This is a genomic window from Halalkalibacter sp. APA_J-10(15) (assembly GCF_023017105.1).
Taxonomy (GTDB): domain Bacteria; phylum Bacillota; class Bacilli; order Bacillales; family Bacillaceae_D; genus Halalkalibacter.
This window is the reverse complement of the sequence record NZ_JALKEV010000005.1, coordinates 153,045-177,634: the sequence shown is the minus strand read 5'-3', so window position 1 is coordinate 177,634 and position 24,590 is coordinate 153,045. Positions and strand designations below refer to the sequence as shown.

19 protein-coding genes and 1 other annotated feature (1 of these 20 only partly in view) are annotated in these 24,590 nt (G+C 39.0%); of the genes, 7 read left to right on the top strand and 12 right to left on the bottom strand.

Annotated elements, in window-relative coordinates; all coding sequences use genetic code 11:
• Positions 1–174 (bottom strand) — a binding site (T-box leader); it reaches 37 nt to the left of the window's first position.
• A gap of 137 nt (positions 175–311) precedes the next feature.
• Positions 312–3,155 (top strand): transglycosylase domain-containing protein, encoded by a 2,844-nt coding sequence (locus MW695_RS07945; protein WP_247104686.1) that lies wholly within the window; start codon positions 312–314, stop codon positions 3,153–3,155.
• Between the two features lie 409 nt (positions 3,156–3,564).
• Here the strand turns inward: MW695_RS07945 and MW695_RS07940 are convergent, their stop codons facing one another.
• Positions 3,565–4,782 carry an IS110 family RNA-guided transposase gene (locus MW695_RS07940; RefSeq protein WP_247104685.1) on the bottom strand — a complete coding sequence of 406 codons (1,218 nt, stop codon included), beginning with the start codon at positions 4,780–4,782 and terminating at the stop codon, positions 3,565–3,567.
• Positions 4,783–5,140: 358 nt separating this feature from the next.
• On the opposite strand from MW695_RS07940, the gene MW695_RS07935 reads away from it, so the two are divergent.
• The gene (locus MW695_RS07935; RefSeq protein ID WP_247104684.1) at positions 5,141–5,353 is read left to right on the top strand and encodes a transposase; all 213 of its coding nucleotides are present in this window, start codon (positions 5,141–5,143) and stop codon (positions 5,351–5,353) included.
• A gap of 82 nt (positions 5,354–5,435) precedes the next feature.
• Here MW695_RS07935 and acsA read toward each other — a convergent pair whose 3' ends face one another.
• On the bottom strand, positions 5,436–7,151 hold the full coding sequence (acsA, locus tag MW695_RS07930) for an acetate--CoA ligase (RefSeq protein WP_247104682.1): 1,716 nt from the start codon (positions 7,149–7,151) through the stop codon (positions 5,436–5,438).
• A 166-nt stretch (positions 7,152–7,317) separates the two neighbouring features.
• Between acsA and MW695_RS07925 the strand changes: the two genes are divergently transcribed.
• Genes MW695_RS07925 through MW695_RS07915 form a run of 3 tightly spaced genes read left to right on the top strand, consistent with a single transcriptional unit; the run spans position 7,318 to position 9,801 of the window.
• On the top strand, positions 7,318–7,950 hold the full coding sequence (locus MW695_RS07925) for a GNAT family N-acetyltransferase (protein WP_247104681.1): 633 nt from the start codon (positions 7,318–7,320) through the stop codon (positions 7,948–7,950).
• Positions 7,951–7,993: 43 nt separating this feature from the next.
• Complete coding sequence (locus tag MW695_RS07920; RefSeq protein ID WP_247104680.1) at positions 7,994–8,629, top strand: acetoin utilization AcuB family protein; 636 nt, start codon at positions 7,994–7,996, stop codon at positions 8,627–8,629.
• A 5-nt stretch (positions 8,630–8,634) separates the two neighbouring features.
• Entirely contained in the window at positions 8,635–9,801 is a 1,167-nt protein-coding gene (locus MW695_RS07915) for an acetoin utilization protein AcuC (protein ID WP_247104679.1), read from the top strand.
• 218 nt (positions 9,802–10,019) lie between these two features.
• Here the strand turns inward: MW695_RS07915 and MW695_RS07910 are convergent, their stop codons facing one another.
• The 5 genes from MW695_RS07910 to MW695_RS07890 all read right to left on the bottom strand — a co-directional run bounded on the left by MW695_RS07910 (position 10,020) and on the right by MW695_RS07890 (position 14,895).
• Positions 10,020–10,718: a 5'-methylthioadenosine/adenosylhomocysteine nucleosidase gene (locus MW695_RS07910; RefSeq protein ID WP_247104678.1), complete on the bottom strand. Its 699-nt coding sequence runs from the start codon at positions 10,716–10,718 to the stop codon at positions 10,020–10,022.
• A 69-nt stretch (positions 10,719–10,787) separates the two neighbouring features.
• Positions 10,788–11,573, bottom strand: a complete 786-nt coding sequence (gene motS / locus MW695_RS07905; RefSeq protein ID WP_373647384.1) for a flagellar motor protein MotS — start codon at positions 11,571–11,573, stop codon at positions 10,788–10,790.
• Positions 11,560–12,360 (bottom strand): flagellar motor protein MotP, encoded by an 801-nt coding sequence (gene motP, locus MW695_RS07900; RefSeq protein ID WP_247104676.1) that lies wholly within the window; start codon positions 12,358–12,360, stop codon positions 11,560–11,562. The genes motS and motP overlap by 14 nt, the downstream gene beginning before the upstream one ends.
• 32 nt (positions 12,361–12,392) lie before the next feature.
• Positions 12,393–13,394, bottom strand: a complete 1,002-nt coding sequence (gene ccpA, locus MW695_RS07895; protein ID WP_247104675.1) for a catabolite control protein A — start codon at positions 13,392–13,394, stop codon at positions 12,393–12,395.
• Between the two features lie 424 nt (positions 13,395–13,818).
• Entirely contained in the window at positions 13,819–14,895 is a 1,077-nt protein-coding gene (locus MW695_RS07890) for a bifunctional 3-deoxy-7-phosphoheptulonate synthase/chorismate mutase (RefSeq protein WP_247104673.1), read from the bottom strand.
• A gap of 213 nt (positions 14,896–15,108) precedes the next feature.
• Here MW695_RS07890 and MW695_RS07885 point away from each other — a divergent pair, with 213 nt between their 5' ends.
• Entirely contained in the window at positions 15,109–17,256 is a 2,148-nt protein-coding gene (locus tag MW695_RS07885; protein WP_247104671.1) for a cell division protein FtsA, read from the top strand.
• A gap of 101 nt (positions 17,257–17,357) precedes the next feature.
• Here MW695_RS07885 and MW695_RS07880 read toward each other — a convergent pair whose 3' ends face one another.
• Together MW695_RS07880 and MW695_RS07875 are read right to left on the bottom strand one after the other, a co-directional pair.
• Positions 17,358–17,789 carry a YtxH domain-containing protein gene (locus MW695_RS07880; protein WP_247104670.1) on the bottom strand — a complete coding sequence of 144 codons (432 nt, stop codon included), beginning with the start codon at positions 17,787–17,789 and terminating at the stop codon, positions 17,358–17,360.
• A gap of 2 nt (positions 17,790–17,791) precedes the next feature.
• Complete coding sequence (locus MW695_RS07875) at positions 17,792–18,223, bottom strand: DUF948 domain-containing protein (RefSeq protein WP_247104669.1); 432 nt, start codon at positions 18,221–18,223, stop codon at positions 17,792–17,794.
• A gap of 215 nt (positions 18,224–18,438) precedes the next feature.
• On the opposite strand from MW695_RS07875, the gene MW695_RS07870 reads away from it, so the two are divergent.
• On the top strand, positions 18,439–19,554 hold the full coding sequence (locus MW695_RS07870; protein ID WP_247104668.1) for an aminopeptidase: 1,116 nt from the start codon (positions 18,439–18,441) through the stop codon (positions 19,552–19,554).
• Positions 19,555–19,708: 154 nt separating this feature from the next.
• Here the strand turns inward: MW695_RS07870 and murC are convergent, their stop codons facing one another.
• The 3 genes from murC to MW695_RS07855 form a co-directional block, all read right to left on the bottom strand.
• Entirely contained in the window at positions 19,709–21,019 is a 1,311-nt protein-coding gene (murC, locus tag MW695_RS07865; protein ID WP_247104791.1) for a UDP-N-acetylmuramate--L-alanine ligase, read from the bottom strand.
• Between the two features lie 159 nt (positions 21,020–21,178).
• Positions 21,179–22,276, bottom strand: a complete 1,098-nt coding sequence (locus tag MW695_RS07860) for a nicotinate phosphoribosyltransferase (protein WP_247104667.1) — start codon at positions 22,274–22,276, stop codon at positions 21,179–21,181.
• 86 nt (positions 22,277–22,362) lie between these two features.
• Entirely contained in the window at positions 22,363–24,543 is a 2,181-nt protein-coding gene (locus MW695_RS07855; RefSeq protein ID WP_274169698.1) for a DNA translocase FtsK, read from the bottom strand.
• Between the last annotated feature and the right edge of the window lie 47 nt (positions 24,544–24,590).

Below are 24,590 nucleotides of genomic sequence, written 5' to 3'. Positions count from 1 at the left end.
TACACTTTTGCCAATGTATAGCCACTTCATTTTCATAACGGCAAAAACCGTTCTTTGTTCACAAAGAAAGCTCCAGGCTGTAATTCATCCAAGACTTTTGTACTGATTCCCACCAACCATCAGCTCTCTATCTCCAGGGAAGTTTGGATTACTAAGACCGTTCAACGCTATCATCACTATTTATTTGAATGATCCATTTTTATCATATTCTTCACATGTATGTCAAGATGAATGAGACAAAATCAAACATTTCATATCGTCACTCGACGGCTTGTGCTATAATATATCATGAATTTAGGAGGTAAACAAACATGGAAAAGGAAAACTCGACTTTCTTAGAAAAGATAAGAGGTTTCTCCAAGGTCCTACATCAAAGAACGTTATTTCGAACAATCGGAATTACGTATCAAGTCTTTTGGAATTTATTTCTTATTTTTCTTGTCTTAATATGCATGATGATCTTTTTTGCTGGTGGAGCTGCTGCTGGTTATTTCGTCTCACTTGTAAAAGACGAACCTCTTCTATCTGAAGATGAAATGCGAACAGCCGTCTATGACTATGACGAAACGAGTCAAGTTTTCTTTGCTAACGATGTCTATTTAGGTGAATTACCTTCAGATATTGAAAGACATGAGGTTAGCTTAGAAGATGTTTCTGAACATGTCATTCAAGCTATTATCGCAACAGAAGATGAATACTTCTATGAACACGAAGGCATTGTCCCAAAAGCGATCATGCGTGCGATGTTTCAAGAAGTCGCCAACTCCTCCCTACAAACAGGAGGAAGTACGCTTACACAGCAATTAATCAAAAATCAAATATTAACGAATGAAGTATCCTTTGACCGTAAAGCATCCGAAATTTTATTTGCTATGCGCTTGGAGAATTACTTGGAGAAGGACGAAATTTTAGAAGCCTATTTAAATATCGTTCCGTTTGGTCGTAACGCTTCTGGTCGACAAATCGCAGGTATTCAAGCAGCAGCTCAAGGTATTTTTGGTGTCGATGCTTCGGAATTATCAATTCCTCAAGCTGCATATATTGCTGGTTTACCACAAAGTCCGTTTGGCTATACACCGTTTCGCAATGATGGGTCGATAAAGGATAGCATTGATCCTAGTATAAACAGAATGAGTACGGTCCTGTCTAGAATGTACGAAGCTGGATATATTACGGAAGAAGAACGTGCTGAAGCATTAGCATATGATTTAGAAGAGAACTTCGCTGATTTTACACCTTCACCTATTGAAGAGTACCCTTACTTGACGTATGAAGTACTCCGAAGAGCGATTGATGTTTTATCCAAGCAGCAGATGGAAGAAGATGGCGTTGATCTATCAGAATTAGATCAGGAAGAACAGCTTGAAATGAGACAGCGTTACCAAGAAATGGTGTCGCGGGACCTTCGAGGAAATGGTTACCGCATTCATACAACCGTTGACAAAGATATTTATTTATCGATGCAAGAATCGATTCAAGATGATCATCTATTTGGTCCAAATAAAGAAGGTAAGCCTGAGCAAGTCGGGGCTGTCTTACTTGAAAACAGTACAGGAGCGATAAAAGGGTTTGTCGGTGGTCGTACAGAAGGTAGTGACGATCATTATAACCGTGCAACACAAGCATATAGACCGAACGCCTCTACAATGAAACCATTAGTGGCGTATGCACCGGCTCTTGAAATTGGTGCTGTTCAACCAGGAATTGTGATTCCTGACACGAGAGATCAATACCCAGATGGTCAAGAAATACGTAACTTTGACCGTCAGCATTTAGGTCTTCTCTCTGTAAGGGAATCGGTGGCACGATCACGAAACGTGCCAGCCGTTCGAGCTTATCGAATGGTGCCTTTTGAACAAAAGCGACAAGCATTACTTGACTTAGGTTTCGTATTACCAGCAGATGCACCTTACGAATCATCTACACTCGGCACGAATGATGTAACCGTAGAGCAAAATACAAATGCCTACGCCACGTTTGCAAATGGAGGAACGTATGTGGAGTCTTATATGATCGAGCGAATTGAAACCGCCGATGGAGAGTTGATCTATGAACATGAAACGGAAACAAGAGACGTCTTCACACCGCAAACCTCTTATTTGATGATTGATATGATGAGAGACGTATTACGTGGAGTCGGTACCGCTTCATCCTTACCAAGTCGACTATCGTTTTCAGCCGACTGGGCAGGGAAGACAGGTACTTCTGGTGAGGACCGAGATTCTTGGTTTGTTGCCACTAATCCAAATGTCACTATGAGTGTTTGGGTCGGATATGATGAGCAACATGTTATCGAAGGACGTTCTGGACCTAAAACACAACAAATATGGGCAAATTTAGCTAATGCAGCTTATTCAGTTGACCCTGATTTACTAGCGCCTAGCAACCGGTTTGAAGCGCCAAGTGGTATTGTGAGTCGTTCCATTTGTAGCTTAACAGGTATGCTTCCTTCTACAGCATGCCAAGAAGCAGGATATGTGACGACAGATTTATTCAACTCGAAATTTCTCCCTTCTGAAGAAGATGGTAGCCTTGAAAGCACACGTTATGTCACCATTAGCGGCAAAAATTATATCGCATTAGATTCAACACCATCAGAATTTACAGAAGAAGGAATAAAACTTTCTGAAAGCTTTTGGGATATTGACAATATCGGACAATATTTACCTGACTCTATGAGAAATATTGTACGAGATGATGAGGCACCAAATAACGGGCGTGTTCCTCGAGATGTAGAAAACTTACGAATTAACGGTGACGAATTACGATGGTCTGTTCACTCAGATAATGACATTATCGGCTACCGTGTATACCGTGCAGCAAACGGAACAACAGACTTTGAACCTATAGCCAATGTAGTGGGGAATGAAACAACCTCTTATTCAATTAGCGGAAATTCAAATTCCTACTATGTTACAGCGATTGATACAGCTGGACGCGAGTCAGCACGTTCATCAATTGCTGAAGGCGAAGACTATGTTCCAGAAATCATTGAAGAGGAAGAAGACGAGGAAGAGGAGCAGGAGGAGGAAGAGAGCAACAACTCCTCTAATGAACGGCAAAATGGAAATGCTAACGCCAATAGCAACAACAATTCCAATAACGGAAACAGAGGAAACAATAATCGAAATGACAATGATGAAGATGAAGATTAAATCTTTTGACATTCGCATTCGAAATTACCTCGTTTAAAAGTAAAGAGGCTGGGACATAACTAAAGTGTCTATCTGGAAACCCGAACAAAAGATGAACGTAGCGGATGAAATATACGTAGACTCCTGCGGGATGAAAAGCCAAGGGTGAGACCCCGCAGTGCGAAGCACGAGGAGGCTCACCGGCTTCCCGCGGAAAGCGAAGTATATTTCAGGAGCGGTTTACGTCCACCATCTATCATTGTTCGGCTTTTCTTTTAGATAAACCACTTTTGTCCCAGCCTCATTCCTACGATTAGTCAAGTACTAATTTATCAGTGGAGGATTTTTCTTCTATTACGATTTAGTGCATAGGAAAAAAACCTCAGTAATTCGAATTTTTAAACTGAGGATATTCGTGGTATAATATGTATTATTGGTCCATAGAGACCGCGTACGAGTAATCGTACTTTGTATTGTTCCTAACCATGGAATAAATACATTTTATGAGCTTGTTCATACAAGCGACCACGGCAACCTTGTCCTTCTTGGGGGTAGGTTGCTTTTTTAATTTGTAATAATAATCGACAATATGATTTGGAGCTGCTTTTTGTTGTCGAATCATGTTTCGGATAATAAAATATAAGATTTTTCTTCCTTTAGGGTTTCCTCGTTTATTGATGTGGTCTTGTCCAGTGTATTTACCTGATTGATATCTTCGAATATCAATGCCAATAAATGCATTAACTTTTTTATGATTCGAAAAACGAGATAGGTCACCTAGTTCCCCAATAACTAGAGCGGCACTGATTTCTCCAATTCCAGGAAAGCTAATAAGTAGGTCGAATTCAGGAAGTTTTTTTGCTTCGGTAATCATTTCTCTAGAAATTCGTTCTTTTTCCTCTAATAGGTGAAGGAGCTGTCGTGCATAATACTGTACCTTTTGAGTATGAACGCTAGTTTGAGACACGGCTGGGTAAGAGGATTGTGCGTAGTTCATAATGTCTACAGCTTTTTGTTTCGCGCGAGCCTGTGATATGTTCTTAGTTGTGTGGTTAACTAATAGGTTTTTAATTTTCGTTATGCTAGAGCTGAGAACGAGAGCTGGATGAGGAAACAGCTCAATGAGCGCCAATGCATACGGTGTGAGTCTGCTTGAGAAAAACTGTTCAAGCTCTGGAAAACTCAGCTGGAGGGCGTTGTGTAAGTACATGCGCATACGCTTGATCTCCTCTTCTATTTCTTGATAAAAGCGTGAGAGATCTCGAAGGGTTTGATAGACGTCAGATTGATGTACTTTTTCTTCTCTCTTGTGAAGGTGATGAGATTGCGCTAATACGTGCGCATCGTGTTTATCCGTTTTCCAACTTCTGAGCGTTCCTTGTTCAAGTTGTTTTTTAGCTGCCAAAGGATTCAATAGACAATAAGGCAACTTATTCTTTTGGCAGAAAGCTTCGACTGGTTTGGAGTAAATTCCTGTTGATTCGAAAACGACCATCATCTTCCCAGTAAGGCATTGAATCTTATCAAGTAACTGTTGAAACCCATATTGATTATGAGCGATCTCTCCCTCGTAAAGACATATTTGATCTTGATAAATAACGGCATAGCTTTTCCCCATTGAAACATCTAAGGCCATGATAAACTCCATATTTTCCCCTCTTTTCTAAGGCTTTGAAAGTTCTTCACTTATTCATTCCGATTCTAATTTCCTATACACGAGCTCTATGGCCCCAACATACTTAAACCTGATTCAAAAATGAAAGTGAAGAAGCCCTGTTTTTTATTCGGATTCGTAATCCCTGAGACTTTGGCCGGGCTTTCTTTCACTCCTCACTATAACTTAAAAAAGAAATAGTGGGTAAGATCACCCGTCGATGACCTTACCCACTAATCTTAGTATGTTTTTCTAGAGATTTGCCACAATCTAGCGCTTCGAACCCACTCCCTGGTAGGGGATTTATTTAGTGGAGAAATAGATATCTATACATTCCCTAATCAGAAACGACTTGAATTTCAAAATCATTAAGTCCGTACTGATCGAACAGATTTCCGAAGAAGCTTCAATCTATGAATGCGAAGATTGTTCAGGGTGCCCATTCCGTTCATCATGTACAAAAGTAAAAGAAGGCACCCACCGAAAACGAAAGCTTCGCGTTAATGGCAGTGAATATAAAACACTGCCAACAACTAAGAGAATAGAAGAATTACACGTAAAATAGGAAAAGGTGAATTTGAGCTACTTTGATTCACCTTTTCCACTATTAGACGCTAGTTATGTCCTACCTCTTTTCGTCATTATGATTAATCTTCCATTGTCGATAAATCACCGGTTGGCAAGTCTAGTTCCCATGCTTTTAAAACACGTCGCATGATTTTACCACTTCTCGTCTTCGGTAATTTTGCTCTGAATTCAATTTCACGAGGTGCAGCATGGGCTGCTAATCCTTTCTTCACGAATAAACGGATTTCTTCCTCCAGCTCCGCTGTTACCTCATACCCATCACGTAAAGCAATAAATGCCTTAATGATTTCTCCTCTAACGGGATCCGGCTTACCAATGACACCTGCTTCAGCGACTGCTGGATGCTCAACAAGCTTACTTTCTACTTCAAATGGGCCAACACGTTCACCAGCCGTCATAATGACATCATCTATACGGCCTTGGAACCAAAAATAACCATCCTCATCCATATAAGCTGAATCTCCTGAAACATACCAGCCTTCTAACCGAAAATAACTATCATACTTCGGCTTATTATTCCATACCGCTCTCATCATGGACGGCCAGCCGACTTTTAATGCTAAATTCCCCATACGATTTGGAGGTAATACATTACCTTGGTCATCAATAATGGCTGCTTCAACACCTGGAATTGGCTTACCCATTGAACCTGGTCGAATTTCCATCGATGGATAGTTACAAATCATTTGTGCTCCCGTCTCAGTCATCCACCATGTATCGTGAATTCGTAAATTGAAAACATTCTTTCCCCATTTAATTACTTCTGGATTTAATGGCTCACCGACACTCAAAATATGCCTTAATGAAGATAAGTTATACTTCTTCACTATTTGATCTCCAGCACTCATTAACATCCGAAACGCGGTTGGCGCACTATACCATACCGTAACTTGATACCGTTCTAACGTTTCATACCAATCTTGTGGACTAAACCGACCACCACGTATAACATTCGTTGCTCCTGCTAACCAAGGACCAAAAATCCCATAGGACGTTCCTGTCACCCATCCAGGATCTGCTGTACACCAATATATATCATCCTCTTTTAGATCTAATACCCATTTTGCTGTTTGATAGTGCTGAATCATTGCATTATGTACATGTAGGACACCTTTAGGCTTTCCTGTTGACCCAGATGTATAATGCAAAATAAGCCCATCTTCACGATCTACCCATTCAATATCGAACTCTGAGCTAGCTTCATTTAATCGTTTTTTGAAATCCAAATAAGAATCCTGCTCAGTAAACTCATCATCGACAATAAAAACCGTTTCGAGATGAGGAAGATCTGCTACTGGCACACGCTCTAATAAAGCAGGGGTTGTGACTAACACTTTAGCTTCACTGTCCTCCAAGCGATCTCTTACTGCGCCTTCCATAAAGGCTTCAAAAAGCGGTCCAACAATTGCCCCGACCTTTAGTGTACCTAGAAAGGCAAAATAGAGCTCTGGGGAACGTGGCATAAAAATAAACACACGATCGCCCTTTTCCACTCCAACACTTTTCAATACATTTGCAGCCTTGTTTGACTGTTCCTTTAATTGTATAAACGTGTATGATTCATCTCTTTTTGCATCACTGTAATAAAGAGCTATTTGATCAGCCTTTCCATTATCAACATGGCGATCAATCGCTTCATAAGCCATATTAACAAGTCCTGTTTCAGCCCAACTAAATGTTTCTTCAGCATCTTTCCAATTAAATGATTGGTTAGTACCCTCATAGTTTGTAAGATTAAATGTTCCTTTTTCAGACGGAAGCGCTTGCATTTTCATCACACATCTTCCCCTCTATTGATAAGTTTTCAATTTACATTATAATAGTAACTGAAAACGTATTCAAATTCAAACTGTAAACCTTGACTTCTTATGAGAAAATATTCCTGAAATTCTTTTCTCAAAATATCGTTGTTTACTCGTTTTTAATAAGGTGGTTACAAACATGCAGCATTTTAAAACCTACTTTTCTATGAATCTCCCCTTCCATGGAGACGAAGTACTAATTGAAGGACCAATATCACCCAACCGATTAAAGGAGTTAGATTTCCATGAAGATTTAACATCCTTTCGCCCACCATTAGAGCAAAAAGAAGCACTAATTGAAATTGCCGAGCTTCCTGAAGGACGAATTAATGTCATTTGTGATAATCAAATGATCATCGGCTATGTCACTTTTGTTTATCCAGATCCCCTTGAACGCTGGTCAGAAGGGCAAATGGAGAACTTAATTGAGCTTGGAGCGATTGAAATAGCTCCAAAATACCGAGGTGCTAAGCTTGGTAAGCATTTACTACAGTTTTCAATGAAAGATGAAGCTATGGAAGATTATATTATTATAACAACTGAATATTATTGGCATTGGGATTTAAAAGGTAGTGGACTTGATGTATGGGAATATCGAAATATGATGGAGAAGATGATGAACGCCGGTGGCCTCATATGGTATGCAACGGACGATCCTGAAATCTGTTCACATCCAGCGAACTGCTTAATGGCCAGAATTGGTAACCGTGTCAGCCAAGAGTCGATGCAACAATTTGATCAGATTCGCTTTCAGAATCGCTTTATGTACTAAGTCGTCTAACCGTGTACGAATTGAGATAGAAAGGTTGTTTTCAATGTTAATTAATCAAATAATGAAAGAAAACGTCATTACGCTAGAAGAAGATGCTACGATAAAAGACGCTATGCAAACAATTGAGTTAAGACAAATTAGACATATACCGATTGTAAATAAATCCAATCAGCTTGTTGGAATTATCTCTGATCGAGATATACGAGATGCTAGCCCTTCCATTTTCCATTCAACTGATCATTTGGAAGATTTCCTAAAACCTCTCTCTTCTATCATGGCGCGTAATGTCATTACCGCACATCCTCTCGATTTTGTAGCTGAAGCGTCTATCTTATTCTATGAGCATCACATCGGCTGTCTACCAATCGTTCAAGATAATCAACTAGTAGGCATTATTACAGAAACTGATATCCTCCATACACTAGTTCAATTAATGGGAGCCCATCAGCCTAGTTCACACATTGAAGTAAAAGTGGAGAATATTACAGGGAAGCTAGCTGATATCGCTAGCATTTTTAAAGAGAGGAAAGTTCCTATTACTAGTGTACTCGTCTATCCTTATCCTGATCCTCAATTCAAGGTATTAGCATTTCGAGTACAAACGATTGATCCAAGGCGTATTATTAGAGAAATTGAGAAAAGTGGCTACCATGTCATTTGGCCAAAAGGACCAGAGTGAGCTTGATGAAAAAGGATAGTATTTATATTTATTCAAATAAACAGCTCGGTTATCGTTTTAATAAGAATCATCCTTTCAATCATATTCGCCTTGAATCAACATTTGATTTATTGCAACACCTGGATGCCATAGACTCGAACGATGTCATTCCACCTCGAATAGCCTCAGATGAGGAGATTGCTTTGATTCATCAGGAGGATTATATCGAAGCTGTTAAAAAAGCGAGTAAAGGGGAATTAAAAATGGCAGAACCGTTCGGTTTAGGAACGGAGGATACTCCCATTTTTCCTGACATGCATAACGCTGCAGCCTTAATCGTCGGAGGAACGTTACAAGCTGTTGATGAAGTAATGGAAGGAAGAGCACAACATGCCTTACATTTAGGTGGTGGCCTCCATCATGGCTTTAGAGGGAGGGCATCGGGCTTTTGCATTTATAATGATAGCTCCATTGCGATTGAATATATGCGTAAACACTACAAGGCACGTGTGCTCTATGTAGATACAGACGCTCACCATGGTGATGGTGTTCAATGGACCTTTTATGATGATCCTGATGTATGTACACTAAGCATACATGAAACAGGTAGATACTTATTCCCAGGAACAGGTCAAGTCCATGAAAAAGGAAGTGGTCAAGGATACGGCTTCTCCATTAATGTACCTATTGATGCCTTTACGGAAGATGAATCTTTTTTAACATTATACGAAACAGCCTTTAGAGAAGTAATCGATTTTTTTAAGCCTGATGTCATACTCACTCAAAATGGAGCCGATGCCCACTTTCTAGATCCACTCACCCACCTTTGCTCTTCTATGAAAACTTATAAAAGAATTCCACAAATTGCACACGAGTTAGCTCATCAGTTTTGCAACGGTAGGTGGATTGCTGTAGGAGGTGGAGGTTATGACATTTGGAATGTTGTACCACGAGCTTGGTCATACATTTGGTTAGCAATGACGAACCAATTGGACAATTTACCAGAAGAATTACCAGAGAAGTGGATTGAACGTTGGAAGCAGCAGTCAAAAACGCCTCTACTCCGTTCATGGATAGACAATCCGGACACGTTTCCAGACATACCACGTCGAGCAATTATAACAGAAAAAAATTCAACCATACTCGACCAAGCACTATATCATATTCGAAATGAAAACAAGAGAAAAAAATAAGAAATATTCATAATACTAGAGAATTGAAAATATTGGTTTTCTTTTTCAGTATCCTTAAAGCAATGGACGAAACCGGTCCCTATTTTAAAAAGCCATTGCTAGGCAAATTAAAGAGCACTGAAAAAGTTGACTTGTACTTTTTCAGTGCTCTTTAAAACCAAGCTTTTCAGTGGACTTAGACCACTTCACTTTTTTGAGTCCCTATTAACGAATAGAGATCATGACATGTTCTTAATCATATTTGAAACAATTAAACGAGATTGCTCACTCGCTAGTTCAGTGAATTCTGTAAAACTCATAGAAGCTTCACCATTAGCTTTATCAGAAATCGAACGAATGATAACAAATGGAATGTTATTTAATGTCGCCACTTGAGCTACTGCCGAACCTTCCATTTCGACGCATACTGCATTAAACGTATCTCTTAAATCTCTAACCAATTCCGCATTTGCAATGAACTGATCGCCACTGACGACACGTCCCTTTAGTACTTTACGATGAACACTTGCTGTAGAGCTCTCTTCCGCTAGCTTGATAAGCTCAGTGTTTGCTTTAAAGTCGGATGATATAGGAAACATTGGAATCTCACCTCGTTTAAAGCCTAATGGGCTTGCGTCAATGTCGTGTTGCATCGCACTCGTTGAAATAATAATATCGCCAACCTCTAATTGTTCTTCAACAGCCCCCGCTACTCCTGTAAAGAGAATATGCGTTACTTGGAAATGGTCAATTAGAACTTGTGTCGTTAAAGCCGCATTGACTTTGCCGACACCCGATTGACAAAGGACTATATCCTTTGTAGACATTTTTCCTTCATAAAATTGAATGAGAGCAACCTCTGTTGATTGATGTATCGTCATTTCTTCCTTTAAAGCTGTGATTTCTTCTGCCATTGCCCCTATAATTGCAATTTTCATTTTAAATCGTCTCCTTACGCAAGATGTCCTATGAGTTCTTTATTAACCTCATAGGACATCTCTATCAATTTAATACGTATAGCCATCATCGTAAGACGGATCTGAGATGACAATAACAACACGCCGATTCTGACTCATATTTTCTGCCGACGTATTATCAACTACTGGACGAGTATCACCATATCCAGTAGATATGAAGCGATTCGGTTCTAAATCATACTCATCAATTAAATAACGAATCACACTACTTGATCTTGCACCAGATAGCTCCCAGTTAGATGGATAACGAAAGGTTGAAATCGGTCTACTATCTGTATGCCCTTCAACTTTCACGATATTAGGAATAGCTTCTAATAATGTTCCTACTTTATTTAAGATAAGCTGAGCCTCATCTAACAACTCCGCTTCACCTGATTCAAATAACGAGCGTTCTTGCAAAACTAATACGACACCACGATCATCTCTTGTTGCTGATATTAAATCATTTAAATCATTTTCATTAAGAAATTCATTGACCTCCTCTAACAGCTCGTCCATCTGTGCCTCGTTTGGAACATCATCTTGTTCTTGAGGGTCATCAGTACCTTGCTCGTCAGATTCCATATCTACATCAGCATCTCTTAACTCGTGGTCTCTTATTTCATTCGGATCTTGAAATTCAATGGCGGATGGCATGAAATCAAAAATTTGACGCTGTTGAAATGATTCAGCAATCGCTCGAAATTTTTGCGCATCGACAACGGACATTGAAAATAATAGAATAAAAAAGACGAGAATCAACGTCATCAAATCAGAAAAAGTAACCATCCATTTCGGAGCGCCTTTTTCCTCCTTTTTTCGCCTACGATTCAACATTTTCTTCTCCTGTTTCTTCTTTTTTATCTTTTTCACTAATAAAAGCACTGAGCTTTTCTTTTAAGATCTTAGGATTTTGTCCTGATTGTACTCCAATAACACCTTCAATAATAATTTGCTTAACAAATACTTCTTCATCGGTTTTATTATTTAGCTTATTTGCCATTGGAATAAACACTAAATTAGCAAGTACAATTCCATACAAAGTCGTTAACAAAGCAACTGCCATATTAGGTCCTAATGTTGAAGGGTCATCTAAGTTTTGTAGCATGAGGACAAGACCAATCACGGTTCCAATCATCCCCCATGTAGGTGCGAAATCTCCCGCTTTTTCTAAAAGAGCTCGTCCTTTTCTATGACGTTCTTCCATTGCAACTACTTCAGCCATCATAATGTCTTTAATAACATCTGGTTCAATTCCATCGACAGCTAGTAACACACCTTTACGAATAAATGGATCTTCTACTTCATCAGCACTTGCCTCAAGAGATAACAACCCCTCACGCCGTGCCTTACCTGAAAGATCAACAAATGTATCAATTAAATCATTTAAATCATGATTGTGTGAATGAAATGACTCCTTTAATACTTTTGGTATAACTTTGAGTTCTTGTAATGAGAACGAAATAATAATTGCGGCTGTTGTACCTCCACCAACAATTAGTATGGAAGCAATCTGGATAAAAAAGACAACCCCTCCAGCACCCGCATTATTAAAGATAGCTAGTAATAGGACAGAAATCCCCAAGAAGATTCCTATTACTGTCATCAGATCAAATTTCTTCATATTCCTCTCCCTATCTCTCTAAACGTATCTACTTATGATTTTGTTGATTGTCTAAGCTCAATACGATGAGGTAATACGACCGTATGTTCACTCACTTCCTCTTTATTCATATACTTCGTCAATAAACGCATAGAAACTGCGCCTATATCATAAATAGGTTGAACAACAGTCGATAGTGTTGGTCTAATCATTGTTGCAAGTCTTGTGTTGTCAAAACCAATTACTTCAATATCTTCAGGAATGCTTAATCCACGGTCTTGAGCACCATGAATAACGCCCAAAGCCATTTCATCAGTCGCTACAAAAATAGCACTTGGCTTTTCGCCAGAATCAAGGAATTGGTTCATTGCCTCAATCCCAGAGTCATACGTGTAATCACCAATTTTCACTAAATTTTCATTAAATGTTAAACCAGCTTCTTCAATGGCCCTACGGTAGCCTATGAATTTTTGGTACCCATTAACAGGGTCATCTAGAGTTCCTGTTACCATACCAATATTCTTATGCCCATTTTCGATCAAATGAGTAATGGCATCAAATGCAGCTTGTTGATAGTCAACATTAACGGAAGGCACTTCCAATTCCTTATCGAAAGTAGCAGCTAATACAATTGGAACAGGTGAACGTTTAAAATCTGTTACATGATCTTCTGTTATCTGACTTCCCATAAAGACAATTCCATCCACTTGTTTTTCAAGCAGTGTATTAATTAAATGAATTTCCTTTTCTTTATTTTGATCAGAATTACATAGAATAATATTATACTTATACATCGTTGCAATGTCCTCAATACCTCGTGCTAACTCAGCAAAGAAGATACTTGAAATATCAGGGATGATGACTCCAACAGTCGTCGTTTTCTTGCTCGCTAAACCTCGCGCTACAGCATTAGGACGATATCCTAATCGCTCAATTGCCTCAAGTACCTTTTTTCTTGTTGTTGGTTTTACATTTGGATTACCATTAACAACACGTGATACGGTTGCCATAGATACTCCTGCTTCTCTTGCTACGTCATAAATAGTCGTGTTCACTGTTATCCTCCTTATTTTTCATTCCTAATTATAGTTATCATACGACACTAAGTAGACGTTCGCAATGTCTTATACTACTTATATCGACAAGGAATGAAAATATTTTCATTATATTTTCATTTTTTTCAATAGTATATCCTTCCATACGGACAAATTAACGGTTCTTTCAAAAAAAATTGAAAGACAACACAATGAATACAATGCCAAAAAGGACTCGATATCGAGACCACTGAAAAGTACCAATCAACTTTTTCAGTACCTTTGATTTGACTAGCAATGACTTCACTCGTTACTCACTTGATACGAGAAACCCACTTTCAAACTTCTCAAAATAGGAAACGGTTTCGGACATTGCTGAAAGGGCACCGAAAAAGTTGAAAATCAAACTTTTTTCGGTGCCCTTTTGGCATTTAAGATGATCCAATTAGCGCTTATACAATCCAGAAGCTTGTAATTCATTTACAAACGTATTAAATTGGTCAATGTCCATTTGTTGTGCCGAATCAGAAAGAGCTACAGCTGGATCTGGATGAACTTCAGCCATAACCGCGTCTGCCCCAATCGCTAGTGCCGCTTTCGCACATGGAAGTAACAAATCACGACGACCTGTTGAATGCGTTACATCAACTAATACAGGTAAATGAGTCTCCTGCTTTAAGATTGGAACTGCAGAAATATCAAGAGTATTACGTGTTGCCGTTTCATACGTACGGATACCTCGCTCACACAGCATCACTTGGCTATTTCCCTTTGAGACAACATATTCAGCTGCATGAATGAATTCTGAAATCGTACCGGATAACCCTCTCTTAAGTAAAACAGCCTTATCAACTGAACCAACCGCATTTAATAATTCAAAATTTTGGGCGTTTCTTGCACCTACTTGAATAACATCAACATACTCTAACGCCATTTCCACATGCGCTGGATTAATAATTTCGCTAATGACAACCATACCTAGCTCATCAGCCACTTTTCTTAAAATTTGCAATCCTTCTTCTCCAAGACCTTGGAAATCATATGGAGATGTCCGAGGCTTAAAAGCTCCTCCACGTAATAACGTAATGCCACGCTCTTTTAATGCCTTAGCAACGGTGTACACTTGCTCGTAGCTTTCTACTGCACAAGGTCCCATAATCAAACGTTGCTCCCCGTCACCAATTGTCTCACCTTTTAAGTTTACAATTGTATTTTCTGGATGCTTTTTACGAGAAACTAGTAATGCTTTACTATTATCTTCTTCTTGTAGCTCAAGGCTAGCTTTGAAAATTTGTTTGAAAATATGTTGCAATGTTGAGGTCTCAAATGGACCATTATTATTGGCAGCAATATGATCAAGCATACTGCGTTCTCTCACAGGGTCGAAGCGATTGACACCTTGCGTCCCTTTAACTTTTCCAACCTCTTGTACAAGGCGTGCACGTTCATTAATTAAATCAAGAAGCTTCAGATTCACCTCATCTAATTCTGATCTCAACAAATCTACTTTCTCGTTACTCACTATACTCCACTCTCCCTTTATCTTTGGCTTCTTTTTAAGAATTTAACGTTATTATATCGGAAATCGACAAGAATGTCACGAATTTTTTCTTTATTAATTAAACGCTTTTAAGCGCTAAAGTGCTATTTATATCTTTTTCCTTACGTTTTCTTGAAATCTCTAGTAAAATATAAGGATATAATCGACAAAATACGGTTGAAGGTGTGGATCTTCATGACAACAAATCAAACAAACTCTCCTCTTTTTGCCTTAGATATAGGTACACGGTCTGTAGTAGGACTATTATTGCAACAAGAAGAGGATACTTTCTCACTGCTAGAATCATATACAAAAGAACATGACGAGCGCGCCATGCTTGATGGACAAATTCATGATGTTCCTTCTGTCGCTAAAGTGATTGAAATAATTAAACAGAAATTAGAAGAAAAACACGGACCACTAAAGAAGGTTTGTGTGGCAGCAGCAGGACGTTCATTAAAAACAATTCGAGCAAAGGTGTCAATTAATATCGACGCAAAGCCCATGCTGACTCGCGATGATTTATTACACCTCGAATTAAGTGCCGTTCAACAGGCACAATATGAGCTTGCAAATGAACGAACAGATTCTAGTACTGATTATTATTGTGTCGGCTATTCCGTTTTAGCCTATTTACTTGACGATGAACCAATTGGAAGCCTAATGGATCAAACAGGTACAGAAGCCTCAGTGGAAGTCATTGCAACATTCCTGCCAAAAGTGGTTGTTGAATCTCTTCTCGCCGCCTTGTCTCGAACGAATTTAGAGCTAGAAGCATTGACGTTGGAGCCAATTGCTGCCATTAATGTGCTGATTCCTCATTCGATGCGTCGACTAAATGTCGCTTTAGTTGACATTGGAGCAGGTACATCTGATATTGCACTGACAGAAGAAAATACCGTCACTGCTTACGGTATGGTTCCCGTTGCAGGAGACGAAATAACTGAAGCGATTAGCGATCACTTCTTACTCGATTTTCCTGACGCAGAAAGAGTCAAACGCGAACTATCGACTGAAGATGCTGTAACGATTACAGATATTCTTGGAATGGAAACCGTTCTTAATCGTGATGAAGTCGTCTCACCAATTGACGATGCGATCCGTCAGTTAGCTCAATCCATTAGTGATGAAATCCTCCGTCTTAACGGAAGATCACCAAAGGCAGTCATGCTAGTTGGTGGTGGGAGCTTAACACCGAAGCTCCCAGAGTACATCGCTTCAATTCTCGGGTTACCAGCGAATCGAGTTGCTATACGTGGTGCGGATGCGATAAAGCAATTGCAAAAGAATGATCAACAAACATACGGACCAGACCTAGTAACACCGATTGGCATTGCAATAGCAGCCAAAGAGAACCCAATTGAGTACATAAGTGTGACGATTAATGATCGTACATTAAGATTATTTGATGTCAAAACGTTAACAGTTGGCGATGGACTACTTGCTGCTGGAATTGATATTGCAAAATTGTATGGAAAGCCAGGATTAGCCAAAATGGTGACAATACAAGGGCGACTCATTTCAATACCAGGTGAACATGGGACACCACCTCGTATTTTGAAAAATGGGGAGAGCGCCAGCTTAGATGATTCTTTAAAGCCGAATGATTGTCTAACTGTTGAAAGAGGACAAGATGGGAAAGAGGCAACGATTACGATTGCTGAATTAGTAGGCGAAGACCCGACAGTCGTGGTTCATTTAAACGGTGAAAAGCAGGAGCTATTAGCTAAGATTAAACAAAATGGTCAGTTTGCATCCTTAGCAGCATCTGTTAACGATCGTGACCATATTGTCATTGAACAAGTAACGACCGTTCAAGAATTACTAGAACAATTTGGACATTCATTACAAGCCTTTCACCCATTCGAAATTGAATTAGATGGTAAAAAAATGTCTTTTACAAATCATATTCCTACTATCACCGTAAATGGAAAAACAGCAACATTACAATCAATACTGCAGCAATATGACAAGGTTCATGTTGACTATCCAACAAATGAAAGTAGCATTTATACCGTTCAAACGATGATCACTCTTCATCAGTTAGATGCCATGCAACAAATAACCGTTTCCTTTAATCAAAATCAGGTCCAATTAGCTAAACCTTTGTTATCCTTTATCCGAAACGGACAAAAGCTCTCTTTAGACGATGTGCTTGAAAACGGGGACACACTTAAAACGGCCCTGCAACAAACGGAACCGTTTATTTTACAAGATATTTTCTCAGTTGTGAACATTGAGCTATCTAGCTTATCTGGTAAATCATTTTCCATTCTGCTTAATAATGAAAAAGCATCCTTCACAAGTGAAATCAAACACGGTGATCACATTGAAATAAAATAATCTATTAAACAACGATTTCAATCGATTTCTATGTTGAATTAAAACTAAAAAAGAGACTGCGAAACAACTAACTATTAGTTGCCGTAGCCTCTTTTTCACTATTAAGATTTCACTTCGCTTACTTCTTTCGCTACCTTATCCTTAACGTCCGCAGCCTCTTTTTGAACATGATCTTTGACCTCGCCATGTGCAGATTCAACTGTTTCTTTTAAATCATCTGCAAGCTCTTCTCTTGAACTTTGAACTTGATTGGCAACGTCCTTTACTTTCTCTACTACTTGATTAGACTGGTCTGATACGACCTTTGCAATAGAGGAAGATTTATCCTTCGCATATGAAGCCCATTCGCTCCCTTTATCATATGCAGTTGATGTGAATTGACTTGTTTTTTCTTTTGCTAATTGTGCTTGTTCTGTTAAATCACTACGTAATTCTTTACCTGATTTAGGAGCAAGAAATAAAGCGGCTGAAGCCCCAACAATTCCTCCGATTAACGTTCCAATTAAAAAATCCTTCGTATTCATGTCACCCATCATTATTCCTCCTTCATATTTTTCGCGCTCTTCTTTTCCTTGTATCTAGTATAAAGATCAAGAGCAGCATTGCCCCATTGAATCACTTGAGCAACTTGATCTGACTGCCTATTCGCTTGATTGGAAATCGTCGTCGACATATGACGAATCGTATGTGTAAATTGTCCAACAGAATCCCCTAGTTCGTTCACAGAAGTAAATACAGCGTTAATCGAATTCGACTTACCTTGAATATCGTCTGCTAATCGATTCGTTCTCTGTAGTAGTGCTTCCGTTTCTTTCGTAATGCCATTCATTTGAGTTTCAATTCCAGCCATAGTATTTGCTACATGCTCCAACGTGCGATTAGCTGATTTCAACGTACGAACTAAATAAATAACAAGTACTGCAAAAGCTATTGCAACAATTAATGCGCTTATGTACAAAATGATCACCTTCGTCTTTCACCTCCTGTACAATGCATTGTTATAATGTCTAATACCCATAATTGTAACATTCTAAACATGAATCACAACAATAAATTCGAAATCCATGAATTATTTTCCTGTTCATACATATAAATAGGAGTTGTATGTTAAATAGTTTGATACAATTAATAGAAGAAGAATAGCAATATGTTAATAAATCTAACATAAAAAAGGAGAATAGTATGAAAGATCCTCGTATTCAACAATTAGCCCATAACCTTGTTACATATTCCATTAATGTTCAAAAAGGAGAGCGTATCCTTATTGAAAATTTCGGCTTACAAGGAGAGCTTGTAACAGCAATCGTACGAGAAGTATATAAAGCAAAAGGACATCCCTTTGTCTTATTAAAAGATCATCAAGTAGATCGTTCACTTCTCATGCAAGCAACTGAAGAGCAGCTGACTTTGCAAGCGAGCTTCGAAGCAAATATGATGAGCCATATGGATGGTTATATCGGTTTAAGAGCTGGTGATAACATTTCTGAGCATAGCGATATTCCAAGTGAACAATTAGCATTGTATAATCAAACAGTTGGAACAAAAGTCCATCGTGAAATTCGTGTACCAAAAACGAAATGGTGTGTCTTACGTTACCCTAACTTCTCAATGGCTCAACTAGCTAACATGAGCACTGAGGCATTCGAAGATTTTTACTTTAACGTATGTAACTTAGACTATCAAAAGATGAGTCGAGCCATGGATGCACTTGTCGAACTCATGAATGAGACGAATGAAGTATTCATTACAGGACCTGGGACGGAATTACGCTTTTCCATCAAACAAATCCCTGCTATTAAATGTGCTGGAACGTTCAACATTCCAGATGGTGAGGTTTTCACAGCGCCGATTAGAGAATCGGTCAACGGGACGATTACCTTTAATACAGCCTCACCTTACCAAGGATTCACTTATGAAAACATTTCATTTACATTTAAGAACGGGAAAATTATCGAGGCTCACGCTAATGACAGTGAACGCCTTAATCAATTACTTAATACAGATGAAGGTGCACGTTATATCGGAGAGTTTGCAATCGGAGTAAACCCGTATATCCAACACCCTATGAAAGATATTCTCTTTGATGAAAAGATCGATGGAAGCTTTCATTTCACACCTGGCCAATGCTATGAACAAGCATCTAATGGAAACCAATCAGCTATTCATTGGGATATTGTTATGATTCAACGTCCTGAATACGGTGGTGGTGAGATTTATTTTGATGGGAAGTTAATTCGAAAAGATGGTCGATTTATTCCAAAATTATTACAACCTTTAAACCCTGAGAATTTGACTTAATAGACATTCCTCTTTGTAGAAGGTCACTGAAAAAGTACAAATAACTATTTCAGTGGTTCTAAATTTATGAAAGGGCATGGCGAAAGTTGAAAAATCAAACTTTTGCCATGCCCTCCTTTACAGAACCCCTTTTCCACTTCATTGGCTATTAAGTTTATGAATGTCTAGCCCCTAAAGTGTCCTCGTATGCTCTTTGGAATTTCTGAACATCCCCAGCACCCATAAATAATAAAATACTACTTTCATGCTGACGTAAAACTTCAATTGATTCTACCGATATTAATTGCGCACCGGGAATTAATCTCTGCAAATCCTCAATTGACAGTGTACTGTTTTGTTCACGTGCAGACCCAAATATATCACAGAGATACACATAATCAGCAGCATGCAAAGAGTCTGCAAACTCTTGTAAAAACATTTCAGTTCTTGTAAATGTATGAGGCTGGAAAACCGCTACAATATCTTGCTTCGGATACTTTTGCCTCGCTGATTCAATCGTTGCAGCAATTTCAGTAGGGTGATGAGCATAGTCATCAACCAACACTTGTGTTCCGACTGCTTTTTCACTAAACCGTCTTTTAACTCCTTGGAATGTTACAATATGTTCCGCTGTCACTTCGACAGGAACTCCTTCATAGTGACAGAGAGCAATGACAGCTAACGTATTTAGAATATGATGATTCCCAAAGCGATGAATCGTAAATTTCCCATAAAGATGATTGCGAATATAAACGTCAAAATGAGTTCCTTCACTAGATGTTTCAACATGACGAGCTTGAAAATCATTTTGTTCACCGAAACCATAATAAACGACCGGGACATTCGCTTGAATACCTTCTAAATATTGATCATCACCACAAGCAACAATCGCCTTCTTTACTTGCTTCGCCATTTCCTGAAAAGCTAAGAACACATCATCTACGTCCTGAAAATAATCAGGATGATCAAAATCGACATTCGTCATAATACAATAATCAGGTTTGTAATTTAAAAAATGCCTTCTATACTCACATGCTTCGAATACGAAATAACGAGAATCCTCTTCGCCTTTTCCAGTACCATCCCCAATTAAATACGAAGTAGGAAACGCTGCGCCTAATACATGAGATAATAAGCCTGTCGTTGATGTTTTCCCATGCGATCCTGTAACAGCTACACTTGTAAATTGTTGAATGAAATTCCCTAGAAACTCAGGGTATTTCTGCACATTCAATTCAAGCTCTCGTGCCTTCTTCATCTCTTCATGGTCTTCACCATAAGCAGCAGACACGACTACCTGTTGTCCTTGTTGAATATTGCTTTGATTAAATGGTAATAATGCTATTCCTTTTTGTTCTAGAGGCTTTTGTGTAAAAAATGTCTTTTCGACATCAGAACCTTGCACAGAAAGCTTCATATCATGTAGTACTTGTGCCAGTGCACTCATACCTGAACCTTTTATTCCTATAAAATGATATGTCATAATTGGACCTCCGTCACTCACATGGTATTGTTGCGCCATGGACGCGCTTTACTTCATCCTCCAAATCGACGCGCTTAATAACAGTCATTTACGCTGCACTTCTTTTCATCCAATAGTATATGTAAAAAGTGTCAGAAAAGACCCTTTACAGCTAATCCTGTCTTAATCAACTAAAGTTAGTCGTGGATTATCCCTAAATCTTCGGCCCGCCTTAGCCTCATGTTCTCCACCTATTCGCACATTATCACCAGTAAACCCAATATTAATCTTCAGTAAGCTGCCACCTACTCCATAAATATCGATAGGTACACCAGCCTCCTCGTATTTTCGTATACGATCAGCATTAAATCCACCAGTTGCAATGATTTTGACGTGCTGAAAGCCTTCTTTATCTAGTGCTTCACGCAGCGCAAATAAAAGAGTTGGATTGGCTCCTCTGGGATCGAACGTTCCCATCACTTCTGGATTTCGACAGAAAAATTGGTCAACCATCATAGCAGAAGTATCAACCCGAACCCCTTTCAGATCAGCACCAAACTCTCTCGCCACTTTTAACGAGTCCGTGATAACATCATTATTATAATCAACAAGTGCCATTAGGTCATCTTCAGGATACGTTTCTTTATAGGCTCTCGTTGCCTCAACAATATCTCCTTCAAAAAGCTGTATAAGAGCATGTGGCATCGTCCCCATCCCTTTTTTCCCCCACCATTCATTCATCGCATGAGTCGCTTGGGCTTTTGATCCGCCAATAAACGCTGCATAACCGTCACCTGCTTGTTGAGTGAAATGATCATCACGATCTCCCATAAAAATAACCGGCTTCTGAAAGCCTGACTTACGAGCGGCCTTGACAACATTATAAACATTCGTTGCCACAGATGTTCTTCTCGCAAAGATCCCATCAATGATTCCTTCTAAATAACCAAAATCCTCATAGTTACCAGTAATAGTAAACACTGTTTCATAAGGCTTTATTTTATCGCCATCTTCTAAAGACCGAAGCTCTAATTGCTCTGGATTATTCGCAAACGTTTTAATCAATGCAATCACTTCATCTGTTCCACAAAGAACAGAATGTTCCTTTTGAAAAAACTGCATCGTGACGGCACGGCCTGGGCGATACCTTTTCACGATTTCTCGTGTTTTCAAGAAATAGACAGCGGAAAACCAGCCATCCTTAATACGCTCATCAAATTTAAACGTTTCATTCGTTAACCGTTTAATTTCTCCATTTAGTTTAAGTGTGATTTCTTTCATAAGATTGAGCTCCTTGTTATTCCTCAACTATTCTCCATATCTATATATCATATAGAACCTTGATCGTGAAAACAAGTTCAAAATAATTATGTCGATTCATGATATAAGACCTCTTCTAATTGAATCGAATCAACAAGGATATGACGCGGCTTACTGCCCATTGCTTCAGATACGATACCAGCATCCTCCATCATATCAATTAACCTCGCTGCTCTGTTGTAGCCAATTCGATACTTTCGTTGTAGACTTGAGGCCGAAGCACCACCTTGCTCGACTACATAATAGCAGGCTTCTTCAAATAATTCATCATCTACATCATCTGTTTTTGCTACTTTCATTAATTGCTCTTGTTCAAGTAAATACTCAGGCTGGCGTTGCTTTTTCACAAATGATACAACTTCTTCAATTTCTTCATCAGACACAAAGGTTCCTTGTACACGAATCGACTTCGGTGAACCATTTTCGTAGAAAAGCATATCTCCCCGACCTAATAAGCGTTCTGCACCACCAGAATCTAAAATCGTTCTTGAATCGGTTTGACTAGAAACTGAAAAAGCAATTCGTGTAGGGATATTTGCTTTAATAAGACCTGTAATGACATCAACAGAAGGCCTCTGTGTTGCAAGTAATAAATGAATCCCACATGCTCTCGCTTTTTGCGCAATCCGACAAATTGAGTCTTCTACATCCTGTGGTGAAACCATCATTAAATCAGCAAGTTCATCAATAACAACCAACATATACGGAAGTGCCGGTTTGTCAGGTGATTCAGAGTATAAGTCATTATATCTCTTCACGTCTCGTACACCATATTGACTAAAGAGCTCATATCTTCGTTCCATTTCCTCAACAACCCACTTCAAAGCAATCGTTGCTTGTTTCGCATCCGTTATGACTGGCGTTACGAGATGAGGTAATTCATTGTATGGTGCTAGCTCAACCATCTTCGGATCAATGAGCATAAGCTTGACTTCATCAGGAGTCGCTTTATATAAAAGGCTAATTAATATTGAATTAATACAAACACTTTTCCCCGATCCTGTGGCACCCGCCACTAACCCATGAGGCATTTTTTGCAAATCCGTCATAATCGGTTGCCCTGAAATATCTAAACCTAGCGCAACCGTTAATGGTGAGCTTTCTCTTATAAATAAATCTCTTCGCAACAATTCTCTTAAAAAAACCGGAGCTGATTGCTGATTGGGAACTTCGATTCCGATCGTATTTTTCCCTGGTATCGGAGCCTCAATTCGAATGTCCTTTGCAGAAAGAGCTAGCTTCATATCATCGTTAAGTCCTGTTACCTTCGTAACCTTCACACCTTTTCCAGGTTGAATTTCAAACCGTGTCACAGAAGGGCCCTGTGTGACATGAACAACCTTTGCTTCAACATTGAAACTATGTAACGTCTCTTCTAAAATGTACGCCTGCTGATGAAGCCATTCTTGATTATCCGCTTGCTTCTTCTCAGGGAAACGCAAGAGTTGAATCGAAGGAAATGTATACATGAACTGGTCTTCCTTCTTACTTTCCTTTTCCTCTACTTTGTTATTTGTCACTCTATCTTTTGGTAACATCATGACATTATAAGGAACCGTTTGTTCTTTTTGCTCCTGATTCGTTTTTGCAGTCCGTTGCTCAAGCTTGCGACGCATTCGTTCTTGATGATTTCTACTTTTCCCTTCATCTCCCATACTACCCGTTGCTGACGACCATTCATCTTTTACTTGCTCATGATCCCCGGTTAATTTTTCTTTACCTGTCATTCCTTTATGAACAGAGTCATCAGCTGACTCATTCATTTTTTCACGTTTAACAGTCTCCTGTTTCGTAGCAATTGACTCAACCCTTTTCTCGCGTTTGCGTGAGGTTAGGTCATTCGTTTCTATTAATTGTTCAGAATGCTTTAATTCAATGTTCGGTTCCTTTTTACTTTGCTCAACAGATTTCTGTTGGTCCTTGTAACCGTATATAGGAGATGGTGTGATCGTCCATTTATAATCATTTTTTGGAGTCGGAGTTTCACGAGATTCATAAGGAACAAAATGTTCTTCATGATTATCAACGGTTTCGGTTTGTTTTCGCACTTTATCCTCAATAACAGGAAAACGAAATTTGCCCTTACTAGGGTAATCGTACTTTACTCTAGCATTATTATTTGATTGCTCTGTTGAATAATGATACGAACGGCGCTCCTGTTCTTCTTCCATCATCTGCTCTTTTTCATCAAATAATTGTTTTATTTTTCTAACCCAGTGACGTAACATGCCCACTTTGTTCACCACTTTCTTTCAATGACATGTAAGAAGAGTTG

Bases quoted from the DNA above. Each gene is read 5' to 3' on its own strand.
- MW695_RS07945 (WP_247104686.1), top strand. From the start codon at position 312: ATGGAAAAGGAAAACTCGACTTTCTTAGAAAAGATAAGAGGTTTCTCC.
- MW695_RS07940 (WP_247104685.1), bottom strand. From the start codon at position 4,782: ATGGAGTTTATCATGGCCTTAGATGTTTCAATGGGGAAAAGCTATGCC.
- acsA (WP_247104682.1), bottom strand. From the start codon at position 7,151: ATGAAAATGCAAGCGCTTCCGTCTGAAAAAGGAACATTTAATCTTACA.
- MW695_RS07925 (WP_247104681.1), top strand. From the start codon at position 7,318: ATGCAGCATTTTAAAACCTACTTTTCTATGAATCTCCCCTTCCATGGA.
- MW695_RS07920 (WP_247104680.1), top strand. From the start codon at position 7,994: ATGTTAATTAATCAAATAATGAAAGAAAACGTCATTACGCTAGAAGAA.
- MW695_RS07915 (WP_247104679.1), top strand. From the start codon at position 8,635: ATGAAAAAGGATAGTATTTATATTTATTCAAATAAACAGCTCGGTTAT.
- MW695_RS07910 (WP_247104678.1), bottom strand. From the start codon at position 10,718: ATGAAAATTGCAATTATAGGGGCAATGGCAGAAGAAATCACAGCTTTA.
- motS (WP_373647384.1), bottom strand. From the start codon at position 11,573: ATGTTGAATCGTAGGCGAAAAAAGGAGGAAAAAGGCGCTCCGAAATGG.
- motP (WP_247104676.1), bottom strand. From the start codon at position 12,360: ATGAAGAAATTTGATCTGATGACAGTAATAGGAATCTTCTTGGGGATT.
- MW695_RS07885 (WP_247104671.1), top strand. From the start codon at position 15,109: ATGACAACAAATCAAACAAACTCTCCTCTTTTTGCCTTAGATATAGGT.
- MW695_RS07880 (WP_247104670.1), bottom strand. From the start codon at position 17,789: ATGGGTGACATGAATACGAAGGATTTTTTAATTGGAACGTTAATCGGA.
- MW695_RS07870 (WP_247104668.1), top strand. From the start codon at position 18,439: ATGAAAGATCCTCGTATTCAACAATTAGCCCATAACCTTGTTACATAT.
- MW695_RS07860 (WP_247104667.1), bottom strand. From the start codon at position 22,276: ATGAAAGAAATCACACTTAAACTAAATGGAGAAATTAAACGGTTAACG.
- MW695_RS07855 (WP_274169698.1), bottom strand. From the start codon at position 24,543: ATGTTACGTCACTGGGTTAGAAAAATAAAACAATTATTTGATGAAAAA.